The 26,094-nt window shown below is 47.4% G+C and carries 18 protein-coding genes and 2 pseudogenes; 3 read left to right on the top strand and 17 right to left on the bottom strand.

Going from position 1 to position 26,094, the window contains the following annotated elements:
- Positions 1-132 precede the first annotated feature (132 nt).
- From tnpB to KJS52_RS10895, 15 genes are all read right to left on the bottom strand, one after another.
- Complete coding sequence (gene tnpB, locus KJS52_RS10965) at positions 133-1,236, bottom strand: IS200/IS605 family element RNA-guided endonuclease TnpB (protein WP_213514910.1); 1,104 nt, start codon at positions 1,234-1,236, stop codon at positions 133-135.
- Positions 1,237-1,242: 6 nt separating this feature from the next.
- On the bottom strand, positions 1,243-1,644 hold the full coding sequence (tnpA, locus tag KJS52_RS10960) for an IS200/IS605 family transposase (RefSeq protein ID WP_213514908.1): 402 nt from the start codon (positions 1,642-1,644) through the stop codon (positions 1,243-1,245).
- A 176-nt stretch (positions 1,645-1,820) separates the two neighbouring features.
- A complete protein-coding gene (locus KJS52_RS10955; RefSeq protein ID WP_213514906.1) occupies positions 1,821-3,128 on the bottom strand; it encodes an NUDIX hydrolase in 1,308 nt (435 codons plus the stop codon).
- Between the two features lie 12 nt (positions 3,129-3,140).
- Positions 3,141-3,911: an ABC transporter permease gene (locus KJS52_RS10950; protein WP_213514904.1), complete on the bottom strand. Its 771-nt coding sequence runs from the start codon at positions 3,909-3,911 to the stop codon at positions 3,141-3,143.
- Positions 3,912-3,961: 50 nt separating this feature from the next.
- Positions 3,962-4,288 carry a GntR family transcriptional regulator gene (locus KJS52_RS10945; protein WP_213514902.1) on the bottom strand — a complete coding sequence of 109 codons (327 nt, stop codon included), beginning with the start codon at positions 4,286-4,288 and terminating at the stop codon, positions 3,962-3,964.
- 460 nt (positions 4,289-4,748) lie between these two features.
- Positions 4,749-6,389 (bottom strand): AraC family transcriptional regulator, encoded by a 1,641-nt coding sequence (locus KJS52_RS10940; protein WP_213514900.1) that lies wholly within the window; start codon positions 6,387-6,389, stop codon positions 4,749-4,751.
- Positions 6,382-8,208, bottom strand: coding sequence for a sensor histidine kinase (locus KJS52_RS10935; RefSeq protein ID WP_213514898.1), 1,827 nt, complete (start codon positions 8,206-8,208; stop codon positions 6,382-6,384). Before KJS52_RS10935 ends, KJS52_RS10940 begins: the two co-directional genes overlap by 8 nt.
- Before the next feature lie 118 nt (positions 8,209-8,326).
- Positions 8,327-9,748 carry an ABC transporter substrate-binding protein gene (locus tag KJS52_RS10930; RefSeq protein ID WP_213514897.1) on the bottom strand — a complete coding sequence of 474 codons (1,422 nt, stop codon included), beginning with the start codon at positions 9,746-9,748 and terminating at the stop codon, positions 8,327-8,329.
- 269 nt (positions 9,749-10,017) lie between these two features.
- Entirely contained in the window at positions 10,018-10,806 is a 789-nt protein-coding gene (locus KJS52_RS10925; RefSeq protein ID WP_213515169.1) for a carbohydrate ABC transporter permease, read from the bottom strand.
- A gap of 64 nt (positions 10,807-10,870) precedes the next feature.
- Positions 10,871-11,782, bottom strand: coding sequence for a carbohydrate ABC transporter permease (locus KJS52_RS10920; RefSeq protein WP_213514895.1), 912 nt, complete (start codon positions 11,780-11,782; stop codon positions 10,871-10,873).
- Between the two features lie 281 nt (positions 11,783-12,063).
- Positions 12,064-13,290, bottom strand: a complete 1,227-nt coding sequence (locus tag KJS52_RS10915) for a VWA domain-containing protein (protein ID WP_246563414.1) — start codon at positions 13,288-13,290, stop codon at positions 12,064-12,066.
- A 908-nt stretch (positions 13,291-14,198) separates the two neighbouring features.
- Complete coding sequence (locus tag KJS52_RS10910; protein ID WP_213514893.1) at positions 14,199-16,550, bottom strand: DUF5682 family protein; 2,352 nt, start codon at positions 16,548-16,550, stop codon at positions 14,199-14,201.
- A complete protein-coding gene (locus KJS52_RS10905) occupies positions 16,550-17,635 on the bottom strand; it encodes an ATP-binding protein (protein ID WP_213514891.1) in 1,086 nt (361 codons plus the stop codon). The genes KJS52_RS10910 and KJS52_RS10905 overlap by 1 nt, the downstream gene beginning before the upstream one ends.
- Before the next feature lie 1,179 nt (positions 17,636-18,814).
- Entirely contained in the window at positions 18,815-20,773 is a 1,959-nt protein-coding gene (locus KJS52_RS10900) for a HEAT repeat domain-containing protein (RefSeq protein WP_213514889.1), read from the bottom strand.
- Between the two features lie 27 nt (positions 20,774-20,800).
- Positions 20,801-22,231, bottom strand: coding sequence for an SWIM zinc finger family protein (locus tag KJS52_RS10895; protein WP_213514887.1), 1,431 nt, complete (start codon positions 22,229-22,231; stop codon positions 20,801-20,803).
- 394 nt (positions 22,232-22,625) lie between these two features.
- On the opposite strand from KJS52_RS10895, the pseudogene KJS52_RS10890 reads away from it, so the two are divergent.
- Positions 22,626-23,106, top strand: a pseudogene (locus tag KJS52_RS10890) (nucleoside deaminase).
- Between the two features lie 284 nt (positions 23,107-23,390).
- On the opposite strand, the gene KJS52_RS10885 reads toward KJS52_RS10890, so the two are convergent.
- Together KJS52_RS10885 and KJS52_RS10880 are read right to left on the bottom strand one after the other, a co-directional pair.
- On the bottom strand, positions 23,391-24,077 hold the full coding sequence (locus KJS52_RS10885; protein WP_213514885.1) for a metal-dependent hydrolase: 687 nt from the start codon (positions 24,075-24,077) through the stop codon (positions 23,391-23,393).
- Positions 24,078-24,121: 44 nt separating this feature from the next.
- Positions 24,122-24,604 (bottom strand): PCYCGC motif-containing (lipo)protein, encoded by a 483-nt coding sequence (locus KJS52_RS10880; RefSeq protein WP_213514883.1) that lies wholly within the window; start codon positions 24,602-24,604, stop codon positions 24,122-24,124.
- A 934-nt stretch (positions 24,605-25,538) separates the two neighbouring features.
- On the opposite strand from KJS52_RS10880, the pseudogene KJS52_RS27365 reads away from it, so the two are divergent.
- Together KJS52_RS27365 and KJS52_RS27360 are read left to right on the top strand one after the other, a co-directional pair.
- Positions 25,539-25,838: pseudogene (locus KJS52_RS27365) on the top strand (CHRD domain-containing protein); the annotation flags it as partial.
- A gap of 13 nt (positions 25,839-25,851) precedes the next feature.
- Positions 25,852-26,064: a hypothetical protein gene (locus KJS52_RS27360; protein ID WP_246563459.1), complete on the top strand. Its 213-nt coding sequence runs from the start codon at positions 25,852-25,854 to the stop codon at positions 26,062-26,064.
- Positions 26,065-26,094: the final 30 nt, after the last annotated feature.

Genomic DNA, 26,094 nt, shown 5'->3' with positions numbered 1-26,094 from the left:
CATCCTCTCTTCCCTTAACAAAGCGGATTATTGAACCTCTCATGACTAAAGTCACGAGATTCTTGGGTAGTCTCTTCTAACGAAGAGAAATTCACCAAGCTAACCCTGTCGTTCCGACAGTTCGTGTAAGAATTACACAGCAAGAAGTCTTTTGCCTTCGGCAAGAATGTTCAGACTTGCATTAAAGTCTCGGTCGTGATGCTCTCCACATTCCGGGCAGTCCCATTCACGCAACTTCAAGTTTTTTACATCTTTGTGCTTATAGCCACAGCAGGAGCATAATTGCGAAGATGCGAATGTTGGGCCTACAGCCACTACTATACGGCCATACCACTGCGCTTTGTACGCTAGCATGGAACGAAACATCGACCAGGATACCTCACGAATGGCCTTGGCTAACTTACGATTTTTGACCATATTGGCTACCTGTAAATCTTCAATCGCAATGATGTCGTGGTTTTTGACAATATGCGTTGAAATCTTATGCAAGTAGTCCGTACGAGCATTCATGATTTTCTCGTGAATACGCGCTACTTTGATGCGCTGCTTGTTCCAGTTGCTGCTGCCTTTCATCATGCGTGAAAGTTTACGCTGTGCCCTTGCCAGTTTTTCTTCCCATCTGCGAAAGAATTTAGGGTTGCCAACTACTACGCCATTGGATAGAATTGCAAAATCTTTCAAGCCAACATCGATGCCAACTTCTTTGCCGGTTTTAGGCAACTCTTGGATGTCGGCTTCTGCAAGCACGGATATAAAGTATTTCCCGCTTGGCTTGCGTGTAATTGTAGCGTTCAGGATTCGCCCTTCCACTTCACGGCTTTTAGCAAATTTCACTAGTCCAAGTTTAGGTAACTTGATCCGATTGTCTACCATTTCAATATTTCCATTCGTGTAGTTTGTTTGATAAGACTGTACAGGATTGTTTTTACTCTTAAACTTAGGCGCATCGTTTTGTTTTTTGAAAAAGCGATTGTATGCGTCACTCAAATTCCTCAGTGCATTTTGCAAAGAAAATTTGTCTGGTTCTTTCAACCAGTCTATTTCTTGTTTTAGTTTTGTGAGTTCAGCCGAACACGCTCCATAAGATAAGCCTTTTCCTGTCTCTTTATAAGTGTCACCCCATAGGGCTAGAAAACGATTATACACAAATCGAGCGCATCCAATCGTCTTGTTGATGAGTGTCGCTTGTTCTGACGTGGGATAAATCCGGAATTTATAAGCTTTATTCACTACCATTGCTTCTCACTTCACTTTCTGATTTTGGATATACGTTCTTATTTGCGCTTCTGTATGTTCACTGACTGTTGCAACAAAATAAGAAGGATTCCAAAGATGGCCTCCCCACAATCTCTTTTTAATCTCAGGAAACTCTTTAAACAAAAGTCTCGCGGAAACACCTTTTAACGCTTTAATCATACCAGATATTGAATGCTGTGGTGTACATTCTACTAAGAGATGAATGTGATCGGAGTCGCTTTCAATTTCGGCTATAGTGAAGTTGTTATCGGATGCAATCTGAACAAGAATTTCTTTGAGTCTTACGTCGATTTCTTCCACAAGTATCTTGTGTCGGTACGTTACGCACCATACGATGTGGTACTGAATGGCATAGACGTAACCACGACCACGCTTTATTTCTGACATATAATCACCTCTGATTAAAGATTAACCTATGTCAGCGTTATTTACCTATAGAAACCTTGACATTAGAGGGATTATTGTAACCGTCACCTAAACATGTGTCGGATAGTTAACGTCGCACAAGCCACGCCCTATCCGAAGTTTTCTAACTCATGACTGAAGTCGTGAGTTTGCGAAAACTATGCATCAATACGCACCTCAAAAAAGCTGCGATACTGCAAAACATCATAGCTAAAATCATGCAAGCTGCGATTTTGCATCCGAATCAAATCATCATTCACATCTGTCACGAGCTCGCCTCTATAGATCTGCTCGCCATGCTCGTAAACGTGGACAAGAAATTTCAAAGGCGACATCGCATTCAAATAGTTAGCTCCGTCTTCATCAACCTCACGGAAGGCGCCAGCATAATAGAGTCTTCCATTTTTAAATGTTATAAATCTCGCTCCATGCTCATAATCGTAATCCTCACGCAGCGAGCTGCTGTCAGTGCTTATTGTCGTTACATCGGCCAGCTTGATTTCTTCCGAGAAGTCTACACTTACAACGGTTCGCTGCCCTTGATTGCTGCGGAAGCTTAAGCTAAGCGAATTGCTTTCAGCATTGCTGTAGGCTTCATATTGTTCATAATGCTTGGGGCTGTTCTCGGCTTCTGCGTGCTCATTGCCAACCAGAGCAAACGGAGAGGCAACCGCCTCGCCAAGCCATTGACCGTCAGTGCTATATCCTTCGATTACGAGCGCATCATTCTTCAACAAAATAAGTGCGAGCTTGTCGCCCACCGCCTCCAAGCCTAAAACCGCAATACTGGTTGAGGAATTATCGTCCGCATTGGCATCCAAGCTGAATGTCATAATCGGAAGCGACGGCTGACGCTCACTTGGATCTACATACTGGCTTGAATCATTATACACAAGCTTATAAATGCCATTCGTGCCCTTATATCCATCCGTTGTCACAGCCGTAAAGAACGTATCCTCGCCAGCTCCAGCCAAGCCAAATGCCAGTGTATTCGTATATTCGGCGCTATTATCATCCTTAACCTCAATTTGCGCTACAGGAACCGTTAACGTGGCCGTTTCCTGTTCGAGCTGCTTGTTGCCACGAAACGTGTGGCGGGAAATACTATAATCTTGAATCCACATGCCTAGGTGCACAGCATAATAATGATCGCCAATTCGCTCATAAAAGCCTGGAGCATAGCGATAGCGCCATTCATGTTGCGCATGCGGATAAATCGTTGTTTCCGTATTGACTTCAGCTCCTTGCCATGTAAAGTCAGTACGGTGATTGGCGTCCACAATGCTGCCGCGAATAGCGACATCCTCAAGCACCGCGCGATCGCCATACTCATCTACAATCTTATACGTCCCTTGTTCCTTAGCCCCGATGACCTGAGCTAGTGTGAACACGATAAACACAGCAGCCAACAGCGCGAGCGGCAGCGCTATATGCCGTTTCCCCCTTACCCATATCTGAGTTCTCATCACGCTTGCCTCCTACGCAATTGCTCCCTTTTTTAATACATGTATGCTATGCCAAATGAAAATCGCGCTAATCGCCAGCAATACGGCGCTGTAGCTCACAATTTGCAGCGTATGATAATCGTATACCGGATTCAATCTGGCGCTAATGACGACAATCATTAACCAAATAGCGATTGGAAACAGTACCCAGCCCCATTTGCGCTTGCTTCGCTCGCAAATGACTCCGTAATAGAGCCCGGTAGTGATAACGATAACTATACTGGCGGTAGACAATAGATTAACAGGATCGTACGACCATAGCAGCCGCATAAAGTCTGAACGAATAAAAGCAAGGAACAAGCCGTTGCTCATCTCAAATTGCCCCTCGCTGTAGCCAGCGATCTTATTGTCCATAACGCGATAAGCAAGCACAAACCCTGCAAGCTGTGAGCTTAACAGCAGCATCAGACTAATGCCAAATGCGCATAGCTTGCTCCAATAAAGCGCTGCTCGCTTTACAGGCAGCGTTAAAAGTGTATAAATGCTCTTGCTGCCCCAATATGCCGAATAGATTGACTTCGCCCATAATACAAGCAATACGAGCATGCAGAGTAGAAAAACGATCGGCATTCCCGAAGCACGATACACATCCTCGAATCTTTCATGTACAGCCTGGCTGTTGTAATGCTTCAGCTCATTGCGCACCAGCAGCCAGGACGCTGCTATAAGCGCGGCGCATAGCAGCAGCACGCCGCGCAACAGCTCTCCGAGCTCGTAATTCAACAAACGATAAAACGCCCTCATGTCCTCACCTCAACTGTATTATATGACTAGTACAATGTAGTTAAAAAAATCTATTCCTCCCAAAGCTCGCTAATAAGCTCCACGACCTTTTTGAAGGAAAGATTAACCTCCTTGGCCGAACCGATAAACTCGCGAATCAATCCCTTCATCAGCTCATCCTCTATTTTTGCGCAGATGGTGTCATCTATGTAAATGATGCTGCCCTGCGTACTGCTCGTGCGAACATAACCTTCATCCTCCATCAGCTTGAACGCCTTCTGCACCGTATTCGGATTAATATTCAGCTGTGTGGCGATCTCTCTTCTCGAGGGCAGCCTGTCGCCAGCCGCCGCATGTCCCAGCAAAATTTGACGCTTTACATACGATGCAAGCTGCATGTACACAGGATCTTTATTATTTAAATGAAGCTCATAAAAATTAAGCAATCTGCCTCACCCGCCTCCTACCATGATTGTATTATGGCACTAATACAATCATGCTGTCAAGCAGCCGCTGGTGCTTTTAGTTAGTCTTGTCGAGCAGTTTTCTGCTGGTTAATAGCAGGAGATACTGAAGCAATCGGAGCGGAATTGATTAAGCTAGTCGATTGCTTCAGTATGGTTTTGTCTCTAACCTTTCAGGTTAGAGAGCAGTGATGGCCAGTCGGCCCCGTATCTCCAATCGGACCATTGTCTCCTTCTGGACCCCGCGGACCGGTATCCCCGGTCGGATATGTGCGGCAATCAGATTTTGCTTGGGTATATGGCATTATTAAACCATAAATGTGCCAATCTACTAAGGCGTGTAACTATACTGCCAGCTTCTTATAGTCATCTGTTTCCAACAATTGTTTACGTGCTACACGTTTACGCCGCGCTTCATCGCACGATATTCTGCCGGCGTGACGCCAGTTTCATTTTTAAACAGCTTAATAAAGTAGCTTTGATTGTCGTAGCCTAGCAATTCACAAATTTTACCGACGGAATCGCGCGTTTCACGCAGCATTTGCTTGGCGCGCGTCAGCTTCATTTTCGTTACGTATTCAATAAAGGTTTCGCCGGTTTCCTTTTTGAATAAGCGGCTGAAATAGCTCGGGTTAAGGTACAACGCCTTCGCCACTTCCTCGAGCGTAATTTTCCGATCAAGATGGCGCAGCACATATTGATACGCCTCTACAATTTCATGGCGCTTGCTCAACTGAGCCGATTGATTAACCTGGCTAACCAGCTCAATGTAATGGTTTATGAACCAGTCGACGGTTTCCTGCAACGTTTCCAGCTCATAAAGCCGGCGATGAATCGAATCACTGGAATGCTCGACGCTAAACATTAGCTTATGATTGCGCATTTCAAGTGAAATCCGCAGCAGCCAATCCTTTAGCAGCTTAGGGGAAAGCTTTTGCTCTTGAACATGGAAGCTCCACTCACTCATAAGCGGATGGATCTCATCGATATTAAGCCGCATGTACAAATCCATTATTCGCTCCTTGAAGGAATCAAGAAACAGCATGCTTTGCTGCTGCTCGCGCTGCAAGCTCGGCTTTTCCAGCAGCAGTGTGCCATACTGCCGATAAAACCAGATCGTCTCAGCCTGCAGCAATTCCTCCAGCTCCTGCTTAAATTGGGCCGGGCTTGCACATTTGCCGCTTAACAAGGCAGAAAAGCCTAGCCGCAGATCGCGCGAAAATTGCTGCTGTATAAATCGAAGCAAGGAGCGCAGCTGATCATAGCCGTTCTCCTTCAAGCTGCCAGGCATGCGATAGACGAGTAAAAATTGATAGGTTTCATAGATAATCGGCAGCATTCGCCTGCCTTCAAGCTTGCCGCTCTGTTCTGCTTGCTGAAGCAGCTCCTCGAGCGCATTATTTAACGTAAAACGCAGCACCTCCTCCGTCATAAAGCGCTTTCTTAATTGCTCGCGCTCATCCAGGCGACAGCAAACAATGACCACTTCTTCACCGTGCTTCCACTCCAGCCCAAGCTGCTTCAGCTCCTGCAGCCAGCTTTCCGCGCCCAGCAGCGGCTGCTGCATGGTGCTGGCGATAAACTTTTCGCGCAGGATCGACATGCTGCGATCAACCGTATACCGCATCAGGCTGTCGTAATGCCGCACCTGCTGCTCCTTATCGAGCGCTTGCACGAATTGCTGCAGCAGGCTGGTTAGCTCGGCAGGCTGCAGCGTGTCCTTTATAACATAGTCATGCACCTTCAGCTTAAGCGCCTGCTTCGCATAATGAAAATCACTGTGGCAGCTCAGAATCGCTGCGCGAATATCCGGCTTCATCTGCTTCAACTGCTCCAGCAGCTGCAAGCCGTCCATTTTCGGCATACCAATATCGGTAATGACGATATCAGGCATCGCTGCCTGAACTGCATCTAAAGCCTGCAGGCCATTTTCGTGCAAGCCAATCAGCTCCAGTCCAAGCCCTTTCCAATCTATCACTTCCTCCAAATATTCAAGTACAGGATAATCATCATCTACCAGCATGACCTTATACATCCTCATTCACCGCCTGACTTGGAATATAAAACGTTATCGAGGTTCCTTTGCCGATCTCGCTATCTATCGTAACGTGGAACTTCTCGCCATATTTCAATCTCATCCGTTCCACGACATTGTGCAAGCCTATGCTGGAAAACTGCCTTTCATGATACTCTGTCTCATCAGGCTTTTCCCTTTGTTGTTCGGTCAGCTCTCGCAGCTCGAGCAGACGCCCCTCATTCATGCCTACTCCATCATCAGTAACGGTAACGGCAATAAATGGCTGCTCCAGCTTAGCCTGAATCGTGATTGTGCCGGCCCGCTGCGTCAAGCCATGAATCATTGCATTTTCAATAATCGGCTGCAAGCAAAACTTTGGCACAGGCAGCAGCAGTGTTTCAGCAGCGAGCTCAACCACAAGCTCAACCTGCTGACGCTGGCGCATATTCATCAGCTTGACGTAGTCAGCTATAAAAGCAGCTTCCTCATGCAGCGGCAGCGTTTCCTGTTTGTTGCTTATCGTGAGGCGCAGCAGCTTGGAGAGCGAGCTTAGCATTTCTGCACTTTCCAGATCGCCCTTGCGCATTACCTTCATTCTAATCGAGTTCAGTACATTGAATAGAAAATGCGGATTGATTTGCGCCTGCAGCATCGCCAGCTCGGCCTCGCGCTTATTTTGATGCGTAGCGGACACTTCTAAAATCATCCGCTTGATTTGATCCAGCATCTGATCGAATGAGCGACCGACGTAGCCAATTTCATCCTCGCCGCGTATATGGCTGCGAATTTCCAAATTGCCGCGCTGCACCTTTTCCGCCACGCGGCCAAGATGTACGAGCCGCCGGGTAATTGTGCCGGTCAAGTAAATAAAGAGCACAAGAAATAAACAGTAGGTGACGAGCTGCGATATAAAGACGCGATTATAAATTTGATTAAAGCTGGCAATTGCACCTTCATAGGGTGTTAAGGAAATAAGCGTCCAATCCGTAAACGTAAACGGCTTGCTCGCCAAAATATACGGCCTGTCGCCATCGCGAAGCAGTTGAACGCTGCTTCTCCCCAGCACATTACTTGGCGGCTCGTAGAGACTGCCGATTAACGATTCGTTTGGATGCGATACAATTTTGCTTTGACCATCAACAATAAATGCTTCCTCTCCATCGCCAAGCTCGCTTAAAATGCTGCTTACTTGACGCTCCATAATCGTGACGACCGCATAGGCGTACGGGTTAATTCCTTGCCCTCTTAACGTGCGCACGAGTGAAAGCTGATAGCCGCCAGCCATTTTTTCCGTATTAAATACCGTTGGCGCAGCTCCCAGCCACAGCGTCTGCAAGCCCGCAAGCTGATCAAGCTCGGCAATCCACGGCTCCTGCCAAAGCAGCTGTGAATTGTATTCATCCGTTCCATAATTGTCAAAGCTGTCCCCGTTCGACAGCAGAATAGTCGCATACACTTTACTGCCAAGCAGCTTGATGCTGTCCAGTCTGGAAATAATGAAGAAGCGATCCTCAAAGCGCTCTTTTTCGCTCTCATATTGCTTGCCTTTAGCCAGCTCCTTCAACAACGCATTCAGATCAGCATCCATTTGCATATAATTAGCCGCGTAAATCATATAGTCGAACACATTCATCACATATCCGCTTAACAGCACCAGCTGCTCCTCAGATTGCCTCATTGCCTCGGCTTCAATCTCTTCCTTCGTCAGTACATTGTAAATCGACAGCATGACCGTTGCCGGCAGTATAATACAGCCGAGTGCAGCAACAATAAGCTTTGTGCGAAATGATTTCAATCTCGTTTTAAGCTTCTGGCTCCACATGTCCAATCGATTCATAAAGCTCCTTGTCCAGACCAGCTAAGGTCTTATCCTTTACTCGAAAAGTCGGAAAAAGGGGTGCACAGCAAACTGCGACACCCCTCCTCCTATTATACTACCTGTATATGGAAAATGACTATTGATTATCGTTCACAACCTGCGTAACGCGTTGATGCGTTTCCTGCACTGTCGTATCTATATCCTGCTGACCGAAAATCAGCTTTTCATATTCCTCGTTAATCACTTTGTAAACCTCGGATTGATAGCTTACTGGTGGAATGATTTTGGAGGATTTAGAGTTTGCCAGCGTATTGATCAGCGATTGCTTATCAACCTTTTCCGGACTTACCGTGCCGCTCAATATAATATCGATAATATTGGCAAGCTCGGCATCTGCTACCCCCTTCCAGGATGGAACGTTTTTGCCCTGAGCAATCTGTCCGTCCGTCGTATACCAGCGTACAAATTGATACGCCTCTTCCTTATGCTTGGAGCTTGCAGCCACTGCCACATAATCGGTGGTAACCATCGTATAGCCGATTTCATCAGCGTCATTGTTTTTCGGAATCGGCGCAACGGCTACTTCAAAGTTCAACGGAAACTGCTCCGTGCCACCAAGCTCCGTATTCATCCAGCTGCCGATCATCACCATTGCCGCATCCTGATTAAAGAACTGATTGCGATAGTGCAGCTTTTGCGACAGCATTTCCTGATAAGGCGTCGAAATGCCTTCTTGCTCAAATTGATAGCGCAGCTCTAACGTGCGCTTGAACAACGGGCTTTCGATATTCGACGTGCCATCCTCCTTCAAAAACTCGCTGTCTCCAGGCTGATTGGCCAGCGCCAGCTTCATAAATTCCATCCAACCGCCATTTTGCGGGCCGTGGAAGTAAGTGCCGTAAACCTTGTCATTGCCTTCGCCCTTCGTCAGCTTTCTTGCATACTCAGCAAAATCATCCCAGGTCCAGTCCGTCGGCACCTCCAGCCCTGCATCATCCAGCATCGTTTTATTAAGCAGCACATACCAAGGATTAAACTTGCCAGGAAGCGCATAGATTTGTCCGTTCAAGGTCGTATCGACCTTGTATTCATCCGTCAAATTAAAGCCTTCAGCCGCAATATATTCATCAAGCGGCGCTACCATGCCGAGGCCTACACGCTGCGCATAGCTCGCAGCATCGGAAAACATAAGCACATCCATCGTCGCGCCTGAGCCGGCTTCAAGATCCAGCTTTTGCAAGGCTTCCTGGCTGTCCCCCTTTTCAGACAACACCACCAAATCAACACTGATATTCGGATGCGCGTCCTCAAAAGCAGCAATCGTTGCTGCCCAATTGTAGGTTGCCTCGTTGCCGAAGGTATGCAGCTTTATCGTGACGGGCTCGCTGCTTTCTTGATCATTGCCTGCATTCGTATGATTCTCAGCTGTAGGAGTTGGCGAGGAAGCGCCTCCATTATTGCCCGTATTGCTCGAGCTGTTATTGCCAGAACAGCCTGCAGCTAGCACGAGCAAGCTAGTAAGGGCGATCATCGCCAATTTTTTAGTCATCCTTTTCATCCATAAACCCTCCTTTTTTTAATTGAGCTCACATCATCATGCTATTTACGCTGTTATTGTATATAATTTCCTTGCACGTGAAATACGCCAATCTTTACCTACTTTAACACTTTTTTTACCATCACAAATTTTGCAGCGAATTTGGAAGCATACCAAGCTGGCATCTCTACCTTCAAGCCACGCATCCTTTTCTCCAAGCCTAGCACGTTATCTCCAAGCCTAGCATCCTTTTCTCCAAGCTAAGCACGTTATTTCCAAGCTAATCGCGGTTATCCTTTTACGCCGCCAAGCGCGATCCCTTCAATTACGCTTTTTTGCCCGATTATAAATACGATGAGCAGCGGCAAAATGCCGGAAACTGTCCCTGCCATAATTAAGGAATAAAACTCGCCGTTAATCGTTGTAAATTTTTGAATCGCAAGCTGGATCGTATACAGCGCATCCGTCCGTAAAAAAATCAACGGGTTTTGATAGTCATTCCACGTCCATATAAACCGCAAAATCGCATAGGTTGCCACCGCTGGCCTTACAAGCGGAAAGGCAATTCGCCAAAAAATCGTCCAATGAGAGGCGCCGTCAATTTTGCCAGATTCAATAAACTCCTGATGGATCCCCATAAAAAACTGGCGCAGCATAAATGTGCCGAGCACGCTAAAGCTGCCCAGCAAAATCAAGCCCAAATGGCTGTCAAACAACTGAATTTCGCGATACAAAATAAATTGCGGTACGAGAATCGCCTGCTGCGGAATCATATAGGTCGTCAACACAATAATAAACAAGTAGCTGCTTGCTTTAAATTGAATTTTAGAAAAGCCGTATGCCGCAAGCGCTGATACCGCACAGGAAATGAGCGTTGTCAGCACGCTTACTTTAATCGTATTCCAGTAATATTTGTAGAACGGAAATTTCCCCACCCACACCTCATGGTAGTTTTCTACTACATTCCAAGTTTTCGGAAGCCATTCGATCGGATACGTGAACACCTCTGCTTCGATCTTGAACGAAGTGCTCAGCATCCAGAGAAACGGAAGCAGAAACAATATACTTATCGCAAACATAATGATCGTCAGCACAATTTTTCGAGTGCGCTCTGCTATTACTGAATTCACAAGCCCGCACCTCCTAGTAGTTCACCCATTTTTTCTGAATTACCCACTGCAGTAGTGTAATGAACAGCACACATGCAAACAGCACGACAGCCATTGAAGAGGCGTAGCCAAGCTTCAAATTGGTAAACGCCGTTTCGTACAGATGCCATACAATCATGCTCGTTGAGCGGATTGGGCCGCCCTTGGTCAATACAGCGATTAAGTCAAACACCTTGAAGGAAGCAATAATTCCGGTCACGAGCAGAAAAAATGAAGTCGAGGACAGCATCGGGAACGTAATATTCAGAAACTTTCTCCAGCCATTCGCTCCGTCTATCGAAGCGGCTTCATATAAATCCTTCGGAATTGCCTGCAAGCCTGCGATGTACACAATCATATTAAAGCCAATCGAAATCCAGATTGAAATCATCATAATCGACACTAGCGCAAACTTCGGGTCAGCGATCCATCCCGGCGGATTGTCGATACCTAGCGCCATCAGCGTCTGATTGATCGGACCAGCGGATGGATGGAACAGCACCTGCCATACGATCGCCACTGCCACAACGGATGAAATATAAGGCATAAAGAAGGCAACCTTGAAGTAGCTCTTGGCATATACATTGCGATCAATCATAATCGCCAAAAACATCGAAATCGCCATATAAATCGGCACGGTCAATAGAAACCAGGCATTGTTCAGCAGTGATTTAATAAAGGCGTCGTCGCTAAGCAAGCGCTGGAAATTGTCCAGCCCTACCCATTTCAAGCCGTCCCAGCCTGCTACAAAGTTCCACTCAGACAAAGAGAGCAGAAACGCTGCAATAATCGGAATTAGCGTCAAAAAGGTTACGCCTATCAGCATCGGAGCAACGAAGAGCAGGCCAGCCAGCGTCTCTTTGCGCTGCAGCTTCATGTAGCCTTTTGCTCTAGTTTTTGCTTTCATCTCTTCCCCTCCCTCGTTGATTCTACGACTATTATAGAAGGAGAGATATGCAAAGCTATAACGCTATTTTGCCAACTAATAACGTTATTTTTACTTTATCAGCAGAACAAAAAAGAAAGGCACATAGCAGGCGCAGTCACTTTGACAAGTGATGCTTGCGCACGCTATGTGCCTCAATAGCTTTTATGATCGTATGGCTAGCTCGATAGCTTTTATGATAGTGGCTAGCTCGTTAGCTTTTAAGAAGGTATGCCTAGCTCGTTAGCTTTTATGATAGTATGCTAGCTTTTACGCGATGCTTCAAACTCCTTCTGGAAGGCTTGCAAATCATAGCCCTTAAAGGCCATCTCCAGCAGCTGCGGCAGCAGCGCAGGTGTACAAGCAAAGCATGGAACTCCTAGCGACGACAGCCGCTTCGCCATCTGCTCGTCATAGTAAGGCTTGCCGCCATCAGCAATCGCCAGCAGGCTGATCACGGTAACGCCAGATTCCTTCATTTCCTTCACTCGATTGATCAGCCCTGCACGGTTGCCGCCTTCCTCCAAATCAGAAATTAAAAAGAAGATCGTTTTGGCAGGGTTCTCGATGAACTGCTGGCAATAGGCTACCGACTTGTTAATATCGGTGCCGCCGCCAAGCTGAATGCCGAACAGCAAATCAATCGGATCATCGGATTTCTCCGTCATATCGATAATCTCGGTATCAAAGGCGACGATTCTCGTATTGATCGCATTCATGCTCGCCAAAATGCAGGACATGATCGAGGAATAAATAACCGATTCCCCCATCGAGCCGCTTTGGTCAATATCGACAATGACCGTCCAGTTATTCATCCGGTTTGCGCGATCAAAAAAGTAAAAGCGCTCGGGAATGATCGTTTTCAGCTGTGGATTATAATTTTTCAAATTGCGATTAATCGTATACTTATAGTCAATTGCTGCGACTGAAGGAATCGGCGAGTGCTGCTTTTTGTTAAGGGCCGCCGTTACTGCACGACGAATATCGTTTTCCAGCAGCTTATTAATTTCCTCAACGATTTTGCCGATAAATTTCCGCACGCTCTCCTTGGAGCGCTTCGGAATATGATCCTTCAGCAGCATCATCGTAGAAGCCAAATTGACGTTTGGCTCCAAATTATCCAATACTTCAGGCTCAAAAATAAGCTGCTTCAAGCCTTTGCGCTCAATCGCATCGTTTTGAATAATCGAAACCATTTCCTGATCGAATAAGGAGCGGATATCACCGAGCCATTTGGCAATTTGCGGGGAAGAAGGACCTTTGCCTCCTCCTTGTCCGAAGCTGCCGCCACTGGTTTGGTCATATAGCGCCGCCAGCGCTTGATCCATGAGCTGCTGCTCGGCAGAAAGCTCGCAAGCACCGCCAGAGCGGCGCTCCAGCATCTCGCGGCTATCCTCACCGAGAATAAGGCGCCAGCGAGCAATCCGCTCCTTCGCCTTCAGCTCAGCCTCCGCCGCAGTCATCTGCAACGCTTCATCCTGCTGCTCCATCAAACTCCCCCGTTTCTGTAATAAATTTCAGCGCTACGGAGCAAAGCATCCTCCAGTCAGCGCTCCGGAGCAAAACATCCTCCAGTCGCTTTTTAAATCGTAATGTTCTTATTTTATTTTTAAAGGTTGCATTACGATGTTAAAGGCGACTCACTTCGTTTTTCGGATGCTTTGCTCCTCCGCTGTAGTTTTTTTCTTGACTGTTAAGCTTCGATGTCGAATAAACCCCAAGGTTCCTTTCAGCGCTACGGAGCTAAGCATCCTACAGTCGCTTTTTAAATCGTAATGCTCTTTTTTTAATTTTTATGGTTGCATTACGATGTTAAAGGCGACTCACTTCGTTTTTCGGATGCTTTGCTCCTCCGCTGGTGCTTTTTTTGAATGCAAAACCAAGAAGCTTGGACGATAGTAGAAAACGAGGAGCGCAGCGTAGGCACTTGCTACGTGAGCACCGCCTTCGGTAGCGTGACATATTCGCCGTCGACTATGCTACAACGCAATCATATCGTCATCAAAGTCCAGCTTTTTAAACTTCCTCTTTCAATCGAGGTTTAAAAAGTTGGGCTTTCAGGACCAAGAAGATGGCACGATACTAGAGGGCGAGGAGCGCAGCGTAGATAAACCTACGTGAGCACCGGAGCACTCGCTAGCGTGACATATTCGCCGTCGACTCCACTACAACGCCCTGCATCGTCATTAAAGTCCAGCTTTTTAAACTTCCTCTTTCAATCGAGCTTTAAAAAGTTGGGCTTTCAGGACCAAGAAGCTTGAACGCTAGTAGAAAACGAGGAGCGCAGCGTAGGCACTTGCTACGTGAGCACCGCAGTTTTCGCTAGCGTTCAAGATTCGCCGTCGAATACGCTACAATGCCCTGCATCGTCATCAAAGTCCAGCTTTTTAAACTTCCTCTAAATGTCGTCGAAATCAAATTCTTCTAGTGCCTCTATTAACTCCAACTCCTGATCTGTCGTTGCGCGGTTGAGCATGTCGTCGACCTGCTGCGCGTTAAGTCCCCATACCTCCGCCAGGTTTTCCGCAATGTCGCTGCGCTCCTTTGCGGTGAAGGAGGAGAAGCTGCGGCGTAAAAATACTAGTGCTCGCTTAAATTCTTCACGGTCAAGTGTATCCAGGTATTGGCTCAGCTTCTCCCACAGACTTAATCTCGCAATAAGCGCGTACTTGTTTTTCAGGGCAAGCCCTTCAAACCACGCCGCTCCCAGATCGGCTGGTATCCCTTTGGACAGCCTGCGTTCCACTTCAATCGCAAGCTGCTCGTTGCTGATCATCCCTCGCTCCAGCAGGATAGCTGCGGCAAAGCCTGATACTTTTGTATTAATATCATCACGATCAGACAGCTCCGCCAGCAGCGCAATCCAGCGCTCTCCATCGGTAAAATCATGATTGAGCGAAGCTTCATTCAGAATGGCAATTGCATCAATTACTGCACCGGCTGCCTTATTATCGCAATTGCAATGATCAGCCATAATGAGACAAGCGCGCAGAAACAGCTGCTGCACAATCGGGACGAGCGGGCTGTAGTCAAGCCGCCTAATATTTCCGTAGCGGATGACAGCAGACAAGCTGTGCACCGTTTGCGCGATTTCTTTAATTGATACGGCGTCTACGGCAAGACGCTGCAGCGCAGATACCGCCAGCTTGACTGAAGCCGGCATGCCGCATAGACAGGCGGCTTCAATAATAGCGGCCGCTTCATCAATCGTGCTGCACTCGTCGATTCGTTCTTTAAGCGCAAATGCAGCAGCCAGCTCGACTGTCTCACCACGCAGCGCAGATTCTACCAATTCTATCTCAGCTTCAACCGACCAGACCATATTCCAATGCTCCGCCCATGTCGCCTTGTCCTGATTGGTGTGCTGTATTTTAGCAAAGCTAATGCCAAGCACCTGCAAGCGATGCAGGAAAAAGGAGCGCGACAAATCCAAAAAAGCCGCCTTTTCAGACTTGACGCGCATATTTTCTCGCAAATCGAGCTCTAGCGTTTGCGCTACCGTAGTTCGATACTTTTCCAGCTTCAAATCTTTCAGCAAACGATAGAAATCGGCTTGAATCGAGGTGCGGCTTACGCCCTCCGGCAAGCTGCCGAGCTTCGTGCCGATTTCCGTGTCAGCAACTGCCAAAGCAATTTCAGAAAAATTGCCATGCCCGATACAGGTTACGGCACTGTCTCTCAAATCACGCAGTGAAGGGACGGAGAAGCCCTTCATCGAAGCAAGCGCCTGGCTTAACCGTACAGCCTCAATGACCGAGGCAGCCGACACCATATGCCCCGCCTTGCGCTGATAGCGGGCCAATTCGGCCATATACGCATAGGCCGTATGCTCTGGCTTGCCTTCCTGCAGATTGTTCCACAGCAGCTCATAATACGCAGGAGCTTTATTGCCGGCGCCGTAGCCTGAGCGCGACGACAGTCTGTAATAGGAATAAGGCATAAGCGTTGTTTGCGAGGGAAGCTTCGGCAAGCTCGCGATCTCCTCCTCGGTTAATGCATTTACCGAGCGCAAGCCATCAACATGGTAAGCGCCTGTTACAACGACAATTTTGTCTGGTGCAATTCCTTGCTGGATTGCTTTTTCGATTTCATGCTTCATATAAGCTTCACGCAAAATATTTTCAGCCTCGTCAAGCGGCTCATTATTTGTAACGCCTCTTAACTGGCTGCCATAAGCGGCAGCACCAAGCAAATATGACTCAGCATACAAATTATGCTCGAAGTGCCGTTCCCAAAATGTTTCCTGGCTATCCTCTCCCGTAACCTCGGCAATATGCTGCGAGGGAGAAAGCTGGCCTACTGTCGAATCAGGCTCAGCGTCCCTTTGCATGGATTCCTCTGCCGTATCTGCCGCTTCATCAGATACCGCATCTGCGGTACGGGCATTTTCCAGCGCGGCGCGTTGCTCTTGCAGCGCTCTTTGCTCTTGAATCGCTAAAAATACCGAGGACGGCAAATCAATAAATCGACACTTTCGTCCATTATCATGCGCCCATTTAATCGCTTGATACTCTGGCGAATAAACGGCGAATGGATATAGTATCGTGCGGATTGGAACGGTTTCGCTATATGCCATAATGGCAATTGGCGGCTTTGTCTCCTGTGCGCAAATATGGGACAGCTGATCGGTCAGATCGCTTGGCCCCTCGACCAGCACGATTTCTGGCTGCACACGGTTAAGCAGCTCCAATAAATGCCACGAGCCTGCGGGAGACAAATGCCGCACTCCAAAAAGTACAGGCTCGCTCACTATTTATTCAACTCCTTGCACTCCTTGTACAAGCCGCGCCACTTTTCACCGCGCTTCTTCAAAATATTTTCCAAATACTCCTTAAAGGCAACGCTGTCCTTATCCTCGTCCTTGACAACTGCGCCTTGCAGCGCTGCTGCCAAATCATAATCGGTAATCTCGCCTGTACCGAAGCCGCCTGCCAGCGCCATGCTGTTGGCAAGCAATGAAATTGCTTCGGCAGTGGACAATACGCCGCTTGTCGGCTTCAATTTCTGCTTGCCGTCCAGAGTTACGCCGTTTCTCAGCTCGCGGAAAATGGTAACTACCTTCTCCACCAGCTCATCTCCCGGAAGCTGTGCTTGCAGCTCAAGACTGCCCGCCAGCTGAGCAACTCGCGTTTTCACAATGTCAATCTCGGTTGCGATATCGGCAGGCGAAGGCAGCACAACGATATTAAAGCGCCGCTTCAACGCTGCTGACATCTCGTTTACACCTTTATCGCGCGTATTGGCCGTAGCAATAACGGCAAAGCCTTTCTTGGCTGGCAGCTCATAGGAAAGCTCAGGCACGCTAATTCGTTTCTCCGACAAAATCGAGATCAGCGCATCCTGCACCTCGGAGGCGCAGCGAGAAATTTCCTCAAAGCGGGCAATTGTTCCGCTTTCCATCGCGCGATAAATCGGGCTTTTCAGCATCGCCTCTGGCGAAGGCCCTTGTGCGATCAGCATCGCGTAATTCCAGGAATAGCGAATATGCTCCTCAGTAGTGCCTGCCGTTCCTTGAATAACCTTGGTTGAGTCTCCATTAATCGCAGCTGTCAAATGCTCGGACAGCCATGACTTCGCTGTGCCCGGCTCGCCAATCAGCAGCAAGGAACGGTCAGTCAGCAAGGTCGCAATCGCGATTTCAACCAAGCGGTCATGCCCCAAATATTTAGGGGTAATCTCCAATCCATCGACGTTGCCGCCTACAATATATTTTAAAACCGAGCGCGGCGACATACTCCAGCCTGAGGGAACAGGATCCTTCTCGGCAGCAATTAAAGCATCAATTTCCTTTTGATAAATTGCCTCAGCAGGCAAACGTTGAAATTCAGTTGACATAAACTAGTTCTCCCTTCAGCGCTCAGGAGCAAGCATTCTCAAGTCGCTTTTTAAATCCGAATACTCTTATTGACATACTGTGGTTGTATTCGGATTTAAAGGCGACACACTTCGTTTTTCGAATTGCTTGCTCCTTCGCTGTAGCTTTTTTTGTTGTTGAGTGCGCTACGAAGTGTAGCGTAGCGGCATCAGCGCTCCGGAGCTATGCATCCTACAGTCGCTTTTTAAATCGTAATGCTCTCTTATTGGAATTTTTTAAGGTAGCATTACGATGTTAAAGGCGACTCACTTCGTTTTTCGGATGCTTTGCTCCTCCGCTGTAGCTTTTTTTGAGTGCAGGACCAAGAAGATGGCACGATACTAGATGGCGAGGAGCGCAGCGTAGGCAAAAGCTACGTGAGCACCTAAAACAGCTGTCCAGAAAATCCCTTGGCGAGTTACAGTGAAGGTTTAATGAATCCTGGTAACGTTAAGTGTTCAAATTGGATTTCATTAAAAATCTAATGAATATATACAACGTTAATGACGATAAACTACCTTGGTTACAGTGAAAATCGTAGAATAAGACGCTACACATTCATTAGAAACGAGAATAGCTTCATTTGTCTCAAATAACGTTCCCCAGTTTCCTTAGCCACTAAACTCTTACTTTTTAGACTGAAGACCGCACGATACTAGAAAACGAGGAGCGCAGCGTAGGCAAAATGCTACGTGAGCACCGCAGCTTTCGCTAGCGTTCAAGATTCGCCGCCGACTACGCTACAGAGAAGTTACATCGTCATCAAAGTCGTGTTTTTGAACCCACCTCTACCAATAGAGGTTCAAAAACTCGGCTTTCAGGACCAAGAAGCTTGGACGCTAGTAGAAAATGAGGAGCGCAGCGTAGGCACCAGCTACATGAGCACCGCAGCTTTCGGTAGCGTGACATATTCGCCGCCGACTACGCTACAACGCAACCGCATCGTCATCAAAGTCGTGTTTTTGAACCCACCTCTACCAATAGAGGTTCAAAAACTCGGCTTTCAGGACCAAGAAGCTTGGACGCTAGTAGAAAATGAGGAGCGCAGCGTAGGCACCAGCTACGTGAGCACCGGAATTTTCGCTAGCGTTCAAGATTCGCCGTCGAATAACCTCCAACGCCATCACATCGTCATCAAAGTCGTGTTTTTGAACCCACCTCTACCAGTAAGCATTTTCATCGGTCCGTATCCGTTCTACCGTCTCCTCCAGACGCTCTACTGTAAAGTAGCGGTCCTTCAGCTTTTTCTCCTTAGCTAATTCTATTAAATTCTCTAAGACCGCAATTGTTTGCTCGCTTGTCAGTTTGAGACGCTTGCATAAGTATTGTAAATAATAGTGCGGATAGCTCGGCTGCAGGAACAAGCCGACAACCCATTCTTTAAATTCGGTTACGCCGAGACGATGCAGCGCAATGACCGGAATTTCCGAGTAGCATTCGTTCGCGCCTTGCGTGAAATGCTCCTTAAGCAGCGCGACGGTCTCCTCATGATTGGTATTCATAATGCTCATCAGCATTACATCATACCGCTCTCTTGCATCATCCTTGGTGAAGTTGCTTACGATGCGGTTCCTTTGTCGCGACAGCAGCTTATATTTGGAAATGCTTCTTATTTCGTCGCTAATGAGCAGCGGCAGCCAGCGCGGATCAAGCTGCTCATGCAGCCGTTTGCCCGTATGAGTCTGCCACCAATTTACTGCTCCATCAAAGCTTGAAGCATACAGGTAATGAGCTCGCTGCTCCTCATCGTAGGAAACGAAGGATAGCGCCGTCACAATAATTTCAGCCGTATGCTTGTCAGACAAGAACGGAGCAAATTGCTCATACACCTCTGCCGCCGGCTTGCTCACAAGCGCTGCGCAAAAGCCCGCATGCAAATATGGCAGGCCGCATGTTTCGTATAAATAAGAACCGGCCTCAACAAGTCGTTCATTATAATTGAGCACAATCCCGTGCGTAATAAGCAAATTGATTTCTCTTAGCAGATCGCTGTTCGCTTCTTGTCCGTAATAACCATAGCTCGTTGTCGGCTGCACCTTTACCTTGGTCAATGACTTGGCCTGCGGCGCGATGTCGGCAAACAGCTTGATCAGCTCGGTTGATGCTTTATTCGTAGACATGTAGAGGAAGCTGTTCAGCTCGCGATACTGCTTTGCTGACTTTTCGCTAAGCTTTGGATCACTTGCCAAGGCGTCAAGCAAGACGCGCAGCTTGCCCGCAATCGTATCTGACAGATCGTCGCCAGTATCATCGAACAAATAAGTCGCAACCTCGCTCGGTGAATGCTCGGCATGCTTCAGCCAAAATGCTCTCGTGCCACGATCAAGCTGCTTTAAATGATGCAGCGAGGAATATGCAGCCTCGCGAATTTCTCCTTTTTCTGTTTCGGCCAAGCCCATTAGCAGCTCGGCATTTGCCTCGTCATGCTTTAAAGCGTGAACGGCTGCCAGTCGCACGACGGAGGAGGATTTCTCCAGCAGGCTTAGATAGAACTCATTTTCCTGCTCCTTAGCGAGCTTCTCGATAATTTCCACGCGACGCGCCATTTCCCGCTTCCCTTTTGCATCAAAATGCTGTTTAAGCAGCGGTACAATCCCGCTGTCGCCACTCGCTAAAATTTCAGCGACAAGGTCGGCCATCTCGGAATAGCTGTCGCCTAGCGCTGCAATTAGCACCGAACGCAAGCGAAAATCGCTTAGCGCTGGAGATTTGGCTTCGAATGCATCCTTGACCAATTCATAGCGCCCCGAGCCTTTTTCAGTTAGCGCCGCTTTTAGGCCATACAGCTCGCTATAGCGCGTTTCATTATAATTGGAGCCGCTTCCCTTCAAGGCTACAGGCTCAAGCTCCCCACTAACCTCGGTTGCACCTTGTGTATATAAAACAGCGTCAATCAATGCCAACGCGTCCATTAAAGCTGTCGTTTTATCGCTTGTTTGCGGCTCGCGCAGCGGCTTCAGCTGCTCCGCAATCTTTTTGAATACAGGCGACGCTCCAGCCGCTTGTTCAAATTGCTCGATTGACCGCTGCAAGCGAAAATCCTCATTAATCATGTTCACTCCTGCGATTGCAGTATGATACAATCGCTCCTGGAGCTCATAAAGTGCAGCAATGCTCATGCCGCTTCTCTCCCTTCCTCGTTCCGTTTAATATAGCAAACGGATGATTTGCTGCTTGGTAATAATTGAATAGGGCTGCATGGCCATTCGTTTTTGCTGCAAATCGTAATACAGCACGCCAAACATAATCCCGTCTTGCAGCACCGCTGCATTCGGCACATCTTCAAGAAGTGCGGTCGTCCGATCTGCGATTGGTCCTCCCATATCTTGAAGCAGCAGTCGCTGGCCCTTCTCATCCACGAGCACATAGCTTTCGGCTGCCTTCGCCACCTGCGCAAAACGCAGCAAAACAGCCGCATAATGATCGGATAGCGTATTTTTAATTTGATTTTTAACAAGCTTGGCTGCTGCAGCAATATCGGAATGGGCATAGGCTGCAATTGCTTCAATATCTGCACTGTTCAGATCTCGAGTCTGGAATTCCTCCCAGCGAATGCGCTTGTTCAAATCACCAGGATAGCAGTATAATTCCTTAGCCTGAATAACGCCAAATGTGGAGTCGTCCTGCTTCACCCGCTTCAGCGCACGCAATGGACGGTAATTTAACGTTCTGGAGATGGTGCCGCTGGAAAGCTCTACCCAATAGCCAACATCGACATACTCATCACGCGCATCGTCGTAATATATGGCAAATGCGAGCTGCACCTGTTCACTGTTTTCCTTGTACAAGCCAAGCTGCTTGAGCTGGGCTGCATTCCATATCGTGCCGATGCTCTCATACAAGGTCGATTCCTCAGGCTCAATGTCGCCATCCTGCAGCTTTTGCCCGAAAAATTGTCTTACCTTTTTAATGACAGAGTGGAGCTGGATGCAGTACCTAACCATTTGCACTTGGCGTTGTGTCTCCTGCTCGCTATTCTCCTTAATCGCCTCCAGCTCTAAAATGATACGCTTTATTAGCAGCTGTGGACCAGGCAAATAATAATCGCCAAGCTGCTTCGCCAAATCGTTATATGTAGCCAGCGAGTTGCCGCTAATCGCACCAAAGCCAGCGTTCAGCATATCGCGCAAACACTGCTCAGCGAGATCGAGACCTTCAAGCTGCTTTTTCATTTTTTTCGCAAGCGCTGCTTTATTCACCTTCGGCGGCTCGTTGCTTTTCTTCTTTTCTTCTCTTACCTCTCGTTTTTGCCGCTTTTCGACAATGGTCTCTGGAACCTCACAGCTTTCAAATGCTTTACCTGCCGCGATTTCGGTTAGTAAAGCAAGGCCATGCTTGCAAGGAAACTGTCTGCTCGGGCAGCTGCATGAGAACACCGGCTGGTCAGGATTAATCGCGTCAACGGTAGTCGTATAATTCGACTTGCCGCTCCCTTGGCATTCCCCCATAAAAAACGTACCGTCATCCGAACGCAAAAGCTTAACGAAGCCGCCCTTTTGTGAAATCTTTTTAGCATTGGCGATTGCCGCAGCATTGGGAGCCACTGCACTAATGAGTTCCTCCGTAACTGTAAACATTGCAAACCTCCTAAAACTTTTCATGCTCTTCCTTGTCGTTTGCCTCTGTGCACATGAAAAGTACATCGAAAGCATACGCTTCAACTTTTCATGCTCATCCTTGTCGTTTGCCTCTTCGCACATGAAAAGTACATCGAAAGCATACGCTTCAACTTTTCATGCTTTCCTTCATACTCACTCTTTAACTATTGCTGCTACATACTAGATATGCTTCTTCGTCCAGGAAAAGTACATCGGAAGCATACGCTAATCCTTCCAATTTTGCCCTTTATTTGCCTGACCTTTCTAGTATAACGGCTATTTAGCAGATTCGTACATTCGCCTAAAGTCCAAATTTCAACTATTTCGCGAAATATGATAGCATATTCGTAGCTGTGATAAAGGAGGTTTGGGCATGATGAACGAGATTGATATAAAGTATCTGGAGCGCTGCATAGAGCTGGCAAAGACTGCGCTTGAGCTAGGCGATGAGCCATTTGGCTCGGTGCTCGTTTCTGCCGATGGAAGGGTGCTGATGGAGGACCACAATCATGTGGCAGGCGGCGATCATACGCAGCATCCGGAATTTGCAATTGCGCGCTGGGCTGCTGAACATATGACGCCTGCTGAACGAGCAAGCGCCACTGTGTATACGTCTGGCGAGCATTGTCCAATGTGCGCTGCGGCACATGGCTGGGTTGGCTTGGGAAGAATTGTTTATGCCAGCTCAACTGAGCAGCTGACGCAATGGCTGAGTGAATTTGGCGCGGCCTTCGCGGGTACGCAGTCTGCGAATTGAGGAAGTTATTCGCGATACGGTCATTGAGGGTCCGGTTGCCGAATTGGCTGAGCAGGTGTATGAGCTCCATCGTCAGTTTTATGCGAAAAAGCGGTAGAGTTAGCTAGACAATAATTGACGGGGCTGTTTCTACCAATAGATAACAGCCCTATCATTTTTTATGGTAAAAGCTCAGTTGCTTGAGCTTTCTGCAAATTTAATGAGAATGTACCAGCCTTCTTGCCCAGTCAGCCACAGCTTGCCAGCATAAGATAAAAGTATCCGTTGAACAAGCAGGGGCTTTGTATAAAAAAGCGACCATCCTCTGACAGCTGCAGAGAATGATCGCGAATCGATTTATTTTATCGTGTAATGGTGTACATGCTTCATTATGTAAGAATACTAGATTTCAACAGACTGTCCCGGCTGGAGCTCATGTCCTTGCTGGTTTTGCTCAGCAAGTCGTGCAATGAACTGCTCACCGCTTTGGCGAATTGGAGGGAACGTATTGAAATGAATCGGAATGATATGCTTGGCGCCAGTCCATTTGGCAGCGATTAAAGCTTCATCAGGGCCCATCGTAAAATGATCGCCAATTGGCACGGCAGCAATATCGATACGGTGCAGCTCTCCAATCAGCTTAATGTCAGAAAATAAAGCTGTATCTCCCAAATGATAAAGTGTCTGGTCGCCAATCGTCAGCAATACGCCCTGCGGCTGTCCTGCATAATGGACTACCCCATCGATCTCATAGGAGGAGCTGTGGAAGGCAGGGGTAAGCTTGACGCGAATATTCTCATCCACTTGATAGGTACCGCCAGTATTCATGCCTACCGTTTTCGCACCTGATTTGCCGATCAGAGATGCCAACTCTACAACAGCAAGAATCGGGCAATCATTGGCAAGTGCAACGGCAGCAGCATCGCTGGAATGATCCTGGTGACCATGAGTCAGCACAATTACATCTGCTTTCAGTTCTTCAGCTTTCATCACAGCTAATGGATTTCCGCTTAAAAAGGGATCAATCACAATTTTTTTACCTGCTCCTTCAACTAACAAGCCTGCATGGCCAAGAAACGTTATTTTCATTATCATTAAACTCCTTTCTACTTCCTCATCCAGTCTACATTTTACTACAACGGAGTTGGCTCGCCAAAGCCCTCCCCATAAAGCTCATCAACATGCTTTTTGATGTCGGCTGGAGATTGCCCCTCCTTAAGCATATTCGCTGTTACAAGCGCAATATCTACACAAATGCCGCAGCGCGTACCGTGATCATCCCACACAACCTCGTCTTCCTTTATTTCTGCAATGAAGCAATTGAAATTGCTTTTATGCCCGGCACTTTCACCACAGCCGCAGTAGCACGGAATTTGCTGCAACGCTTCCGGCAGCAGGGCTGCAGCCTGGTAAGCCAAGGTCAATTTTTCAGAAGCTCCATCTAAAAAGGAAGGCAATACTTGTATCGATGCAGTTGCTTCCTGCAAGTCTCCACTAGCTGCAACATGCTGGTGCTGGTGATGGTCATTCTGTTGACCGCCTGTACTATTGCCACAGCCAGAAAGGAGAATAGATGCAGCCAAAAATGATGCCGTTAAACCTATAGACCATTTCATAATATTCACTCCTATTCAGCGCTACGGAGCAATGCATCCTCCAGTCGCTTTTTAAATCGTAATGCTCTTTATTTGAACTTTATGGGTGCATTACGATGTTAAAGGCGACACACTCCGTTTTTCAGTGCTACGGAGCTAAGCATCCTCCAGTCGCTTTTTAAATCGTAATGCTCTTTATTTGAATTTTTATAGGTAGCATTACGATGTTAAAGGCGACACACTCCGTTTTCCGGATGCTTTGCTCCTTCGCTGGTGTCTTTTTTTTAAGTGCAGGACCAAGAAGCTTGAACGATAGTTAGAAAACGAGGAGCGCAGCGTAGAGCAGAGCTACGTGAGCACCTCAAATGTTTCCGCAGGAAACATACTTCGGAAGCATAATCTTTTCGCTAGCGTTCAAGATTCGCCGTCGACTACGCTACAGCGCCAATCGTCGTCATCAAAGTCCAGCTTTTTGAACCTCCTCTTCCAATGAAAGTTCAAAAAGCTGGGCTTTCAGGACCAAGAAGCTTGAACGATAGTTAGAAAACGAGGAGCGCAGCGTAGAGCAGAGCTACGTGAGCACCTCAAATGTTTCCGCAGGAAACATACTTCGGAAGCATAATCTTTTCGCTAGCGTTCAAGATTCGCCGTCGACTACGCTACAGCGCAATCACATCGTCATCAAAGTCCAGCTTTTTGAACCTCCTCTTAAAGTATATCATTTTGTGGGCTTAAAATTAAACACACCCCCTCCACTCCGAAAGCTCGGATATAGTCCGTGGTCACAGAAGCTGCACCAGTACATATGCTCCGGTTACATTCACCTATTTTATGTTGTGCTAGACTTCTGTACACGCTCTTACGCGGATTTCGCATAGAGTATTGTATCTCAAGCAAAAAGGAGTGAATTACATTGAGTAGATTATTTAAAGCGTGGCTCACAGGATCACACGAGGTGCCAAGCGTATCGACGGACGCTTTTGGTAAAGCACTTTTCAAATTCAAGCGTGTAGGTGGCCATATCAAGCTGTTCTATCTTATTAAAGTGCGCCATATCGAAAAAATAAGAAGAATTGACTTGCACCTTGGCTCAAGAGGTCACAATGGTCCTCGTATCGCAACTCTTTTTGGACCTACATGTCCAGGCATCTCTGTAAACAGAGGTGTAATTTCCGGCAGACTTTCTGCTTGCGATCTGGTCGGTCCACTTTGCGGTCATTCACTATTTAAACTGTTCAAGCTTTTCTTGAAAGGAAAAGTATATGTGAATGTGCATACGACTGAGCATCCAAGAGGCGAAATTCGCGGCCAAGTATTTGCTGTATCTACACGTCGCCATCACAGACATCACCATCATCATTGCGGCTGCCATCACCATCGCCACCATCGCCATCATCACCATTGCCACCATCACCACAAGCATTGTCATTGCTAACAACATAGAGTATTCGCCTGATTCTATGGTCGGCAATGCCGCTTGATTGATAAACAAGGCATCTGAAAACGACTAG

Origin of the sequence: Paenibacillus montaniterrae (assembly GCF_018403185.1) — a bacterium.
GTDB classification, from domain to species: domain Bacteria; phylum Bacillota; class Bacilli; order Paenibacillales; family Paenibacillaceae; genus Pristimantibacillus; species Pristimantibacillus montaniterrae.
This window is presented reverse-complemented; position numbering and strand designations above follow the sequence as displayed.

What these genes read in the sequence shown, in the direction of transcription:
- tnpB (WP_213514910.1), bottom strand. Translation starts at nt 1,236, where the DNA reads ATGGTAGTGAATAAAGCTTATAAATTCCGGATTTATCCCACGTCAGAA.
- tnpA (WP_213514908.1), bottom strand. Translation starts at nt 1,644, where the DNA reads ATGTCAGAAATAAAGCGTGGTCGTGGTTACGTCTATGCCATTCAGTAC.
- KJS52_RS10955 (WP_213514906.1), bottom strand. Translation starts at nt 3,128, where the DNA reads ATGAGAACTCAGATATGGGTAAGGGGGAAACGGCATATAGCGCTGCCG.
- KJS52_RS10950 (WP_213514904.1), bottom strand. Translation starts at nt 3,911, where the DNA reads ATGAGGGCGTTTTATCGTTTGTTGAATTACGAGCTCGGAGAGCTGTTG.
- KJS52_RS10945 (WP_213514902.1), bottom strand. Translation starts at nt 4,288, where the DNA reads ATGCAGCTTGCATCGTATGTAAAGCGTCAAATTTTGCTGGGACATGCG.
- KJS52_RS10940 (WP_213514900.1), bottom strand. Translation starts at nt 6,389, where the DNA reads ATGTATAAGGTCATGCTGGTAGATGATGATTATCCTGTACTTGAATAT.
- KJS52_RS10935 (WP_213514898.1), bottom strand. Translation starts at nt 8,208, where the DNA reads ATGAATCGATTGGACATGTGGAGCCAGAAGCTTAAAACGAGATTGAAA.
- KJS52_RS10930 (WP_213514897.1), bottom strand. Translation starts at nt 9,748, where the DNA reads ATGAAAAGGATGACTAAAAAATTGGCGATGATCGCCCTTACTAGCTTG.
- KJS52_RS10925 (WP_213515169.1), bottom strand. Translation starts at nt 10,806, where the DNA reads ATGTTTGCGATAAGTATATTGTTTCTGCTTCCGTTTCTCTGGATGCTG.
- KJS52_RS10920 (WP_213514895.1), bottom strand. Translation starts at nt 11,782, where the DNA reads ATGAAAGCAAAAACTAGAGCAAAAGGCTACATGAAGCTGCAGCGCAAA.
- KJS52_RS10915 (WP_246563414.1), bottom strand. Translation starts at nt 13,290, where the DNA reads ATGGAGCAGCAGGATGAAGCGTTGCAGATGACTGCGGCGGAGGCTGAG.
- KJS52_RS10905 (WP_213514891.1), bottom strand. Translation starts at nt 17,635, where the DNA reads ATGTCAACTGAATTTCAACGTTTGCCTGCTGAGGCAATTTATCAAAAG.
- KJS52_RS10900 (WP_213514889.1), bottom strand. Translation starts at nt 20,773, where the DNA reads ATGAGCATTGCTGCACTTTATGAGCTCCAGGAGCGATTGTATCATACT.
- KJS52_RS10895 (WP_213514887.1), bottom strand. Translation starts at nt 22,231, where the DNA reads ATGTTTACAGTTACGGAGGAACTCATTAGTGCAGTGGCTCCCAATGCT.
- KJS52_RS10885 (WP_213514885.1), bottom strand. Translation starts at nt 24,077, where the DNA reads ATGAAAATAACGTTTCTTGGCCATGCAGGCTTGTTAGTTGAAGGAGCA.
- KJS52_RS10880 (WP_213514883.1), bottom strand. Translation starts at nt 24,604, where the DNA reads ATGAAATGGTCTATAGGTTTAACGGCATCATTTTTGGCTGCATCTATT.
- KJS52_RS27360 (WP_246563459.1), top strand. Translation starts at nt 25,852, where the DNA reads ATGTGCATACGACTGAGCATCCAAGAGGCGAAATTCGCGGCCAAGTAT.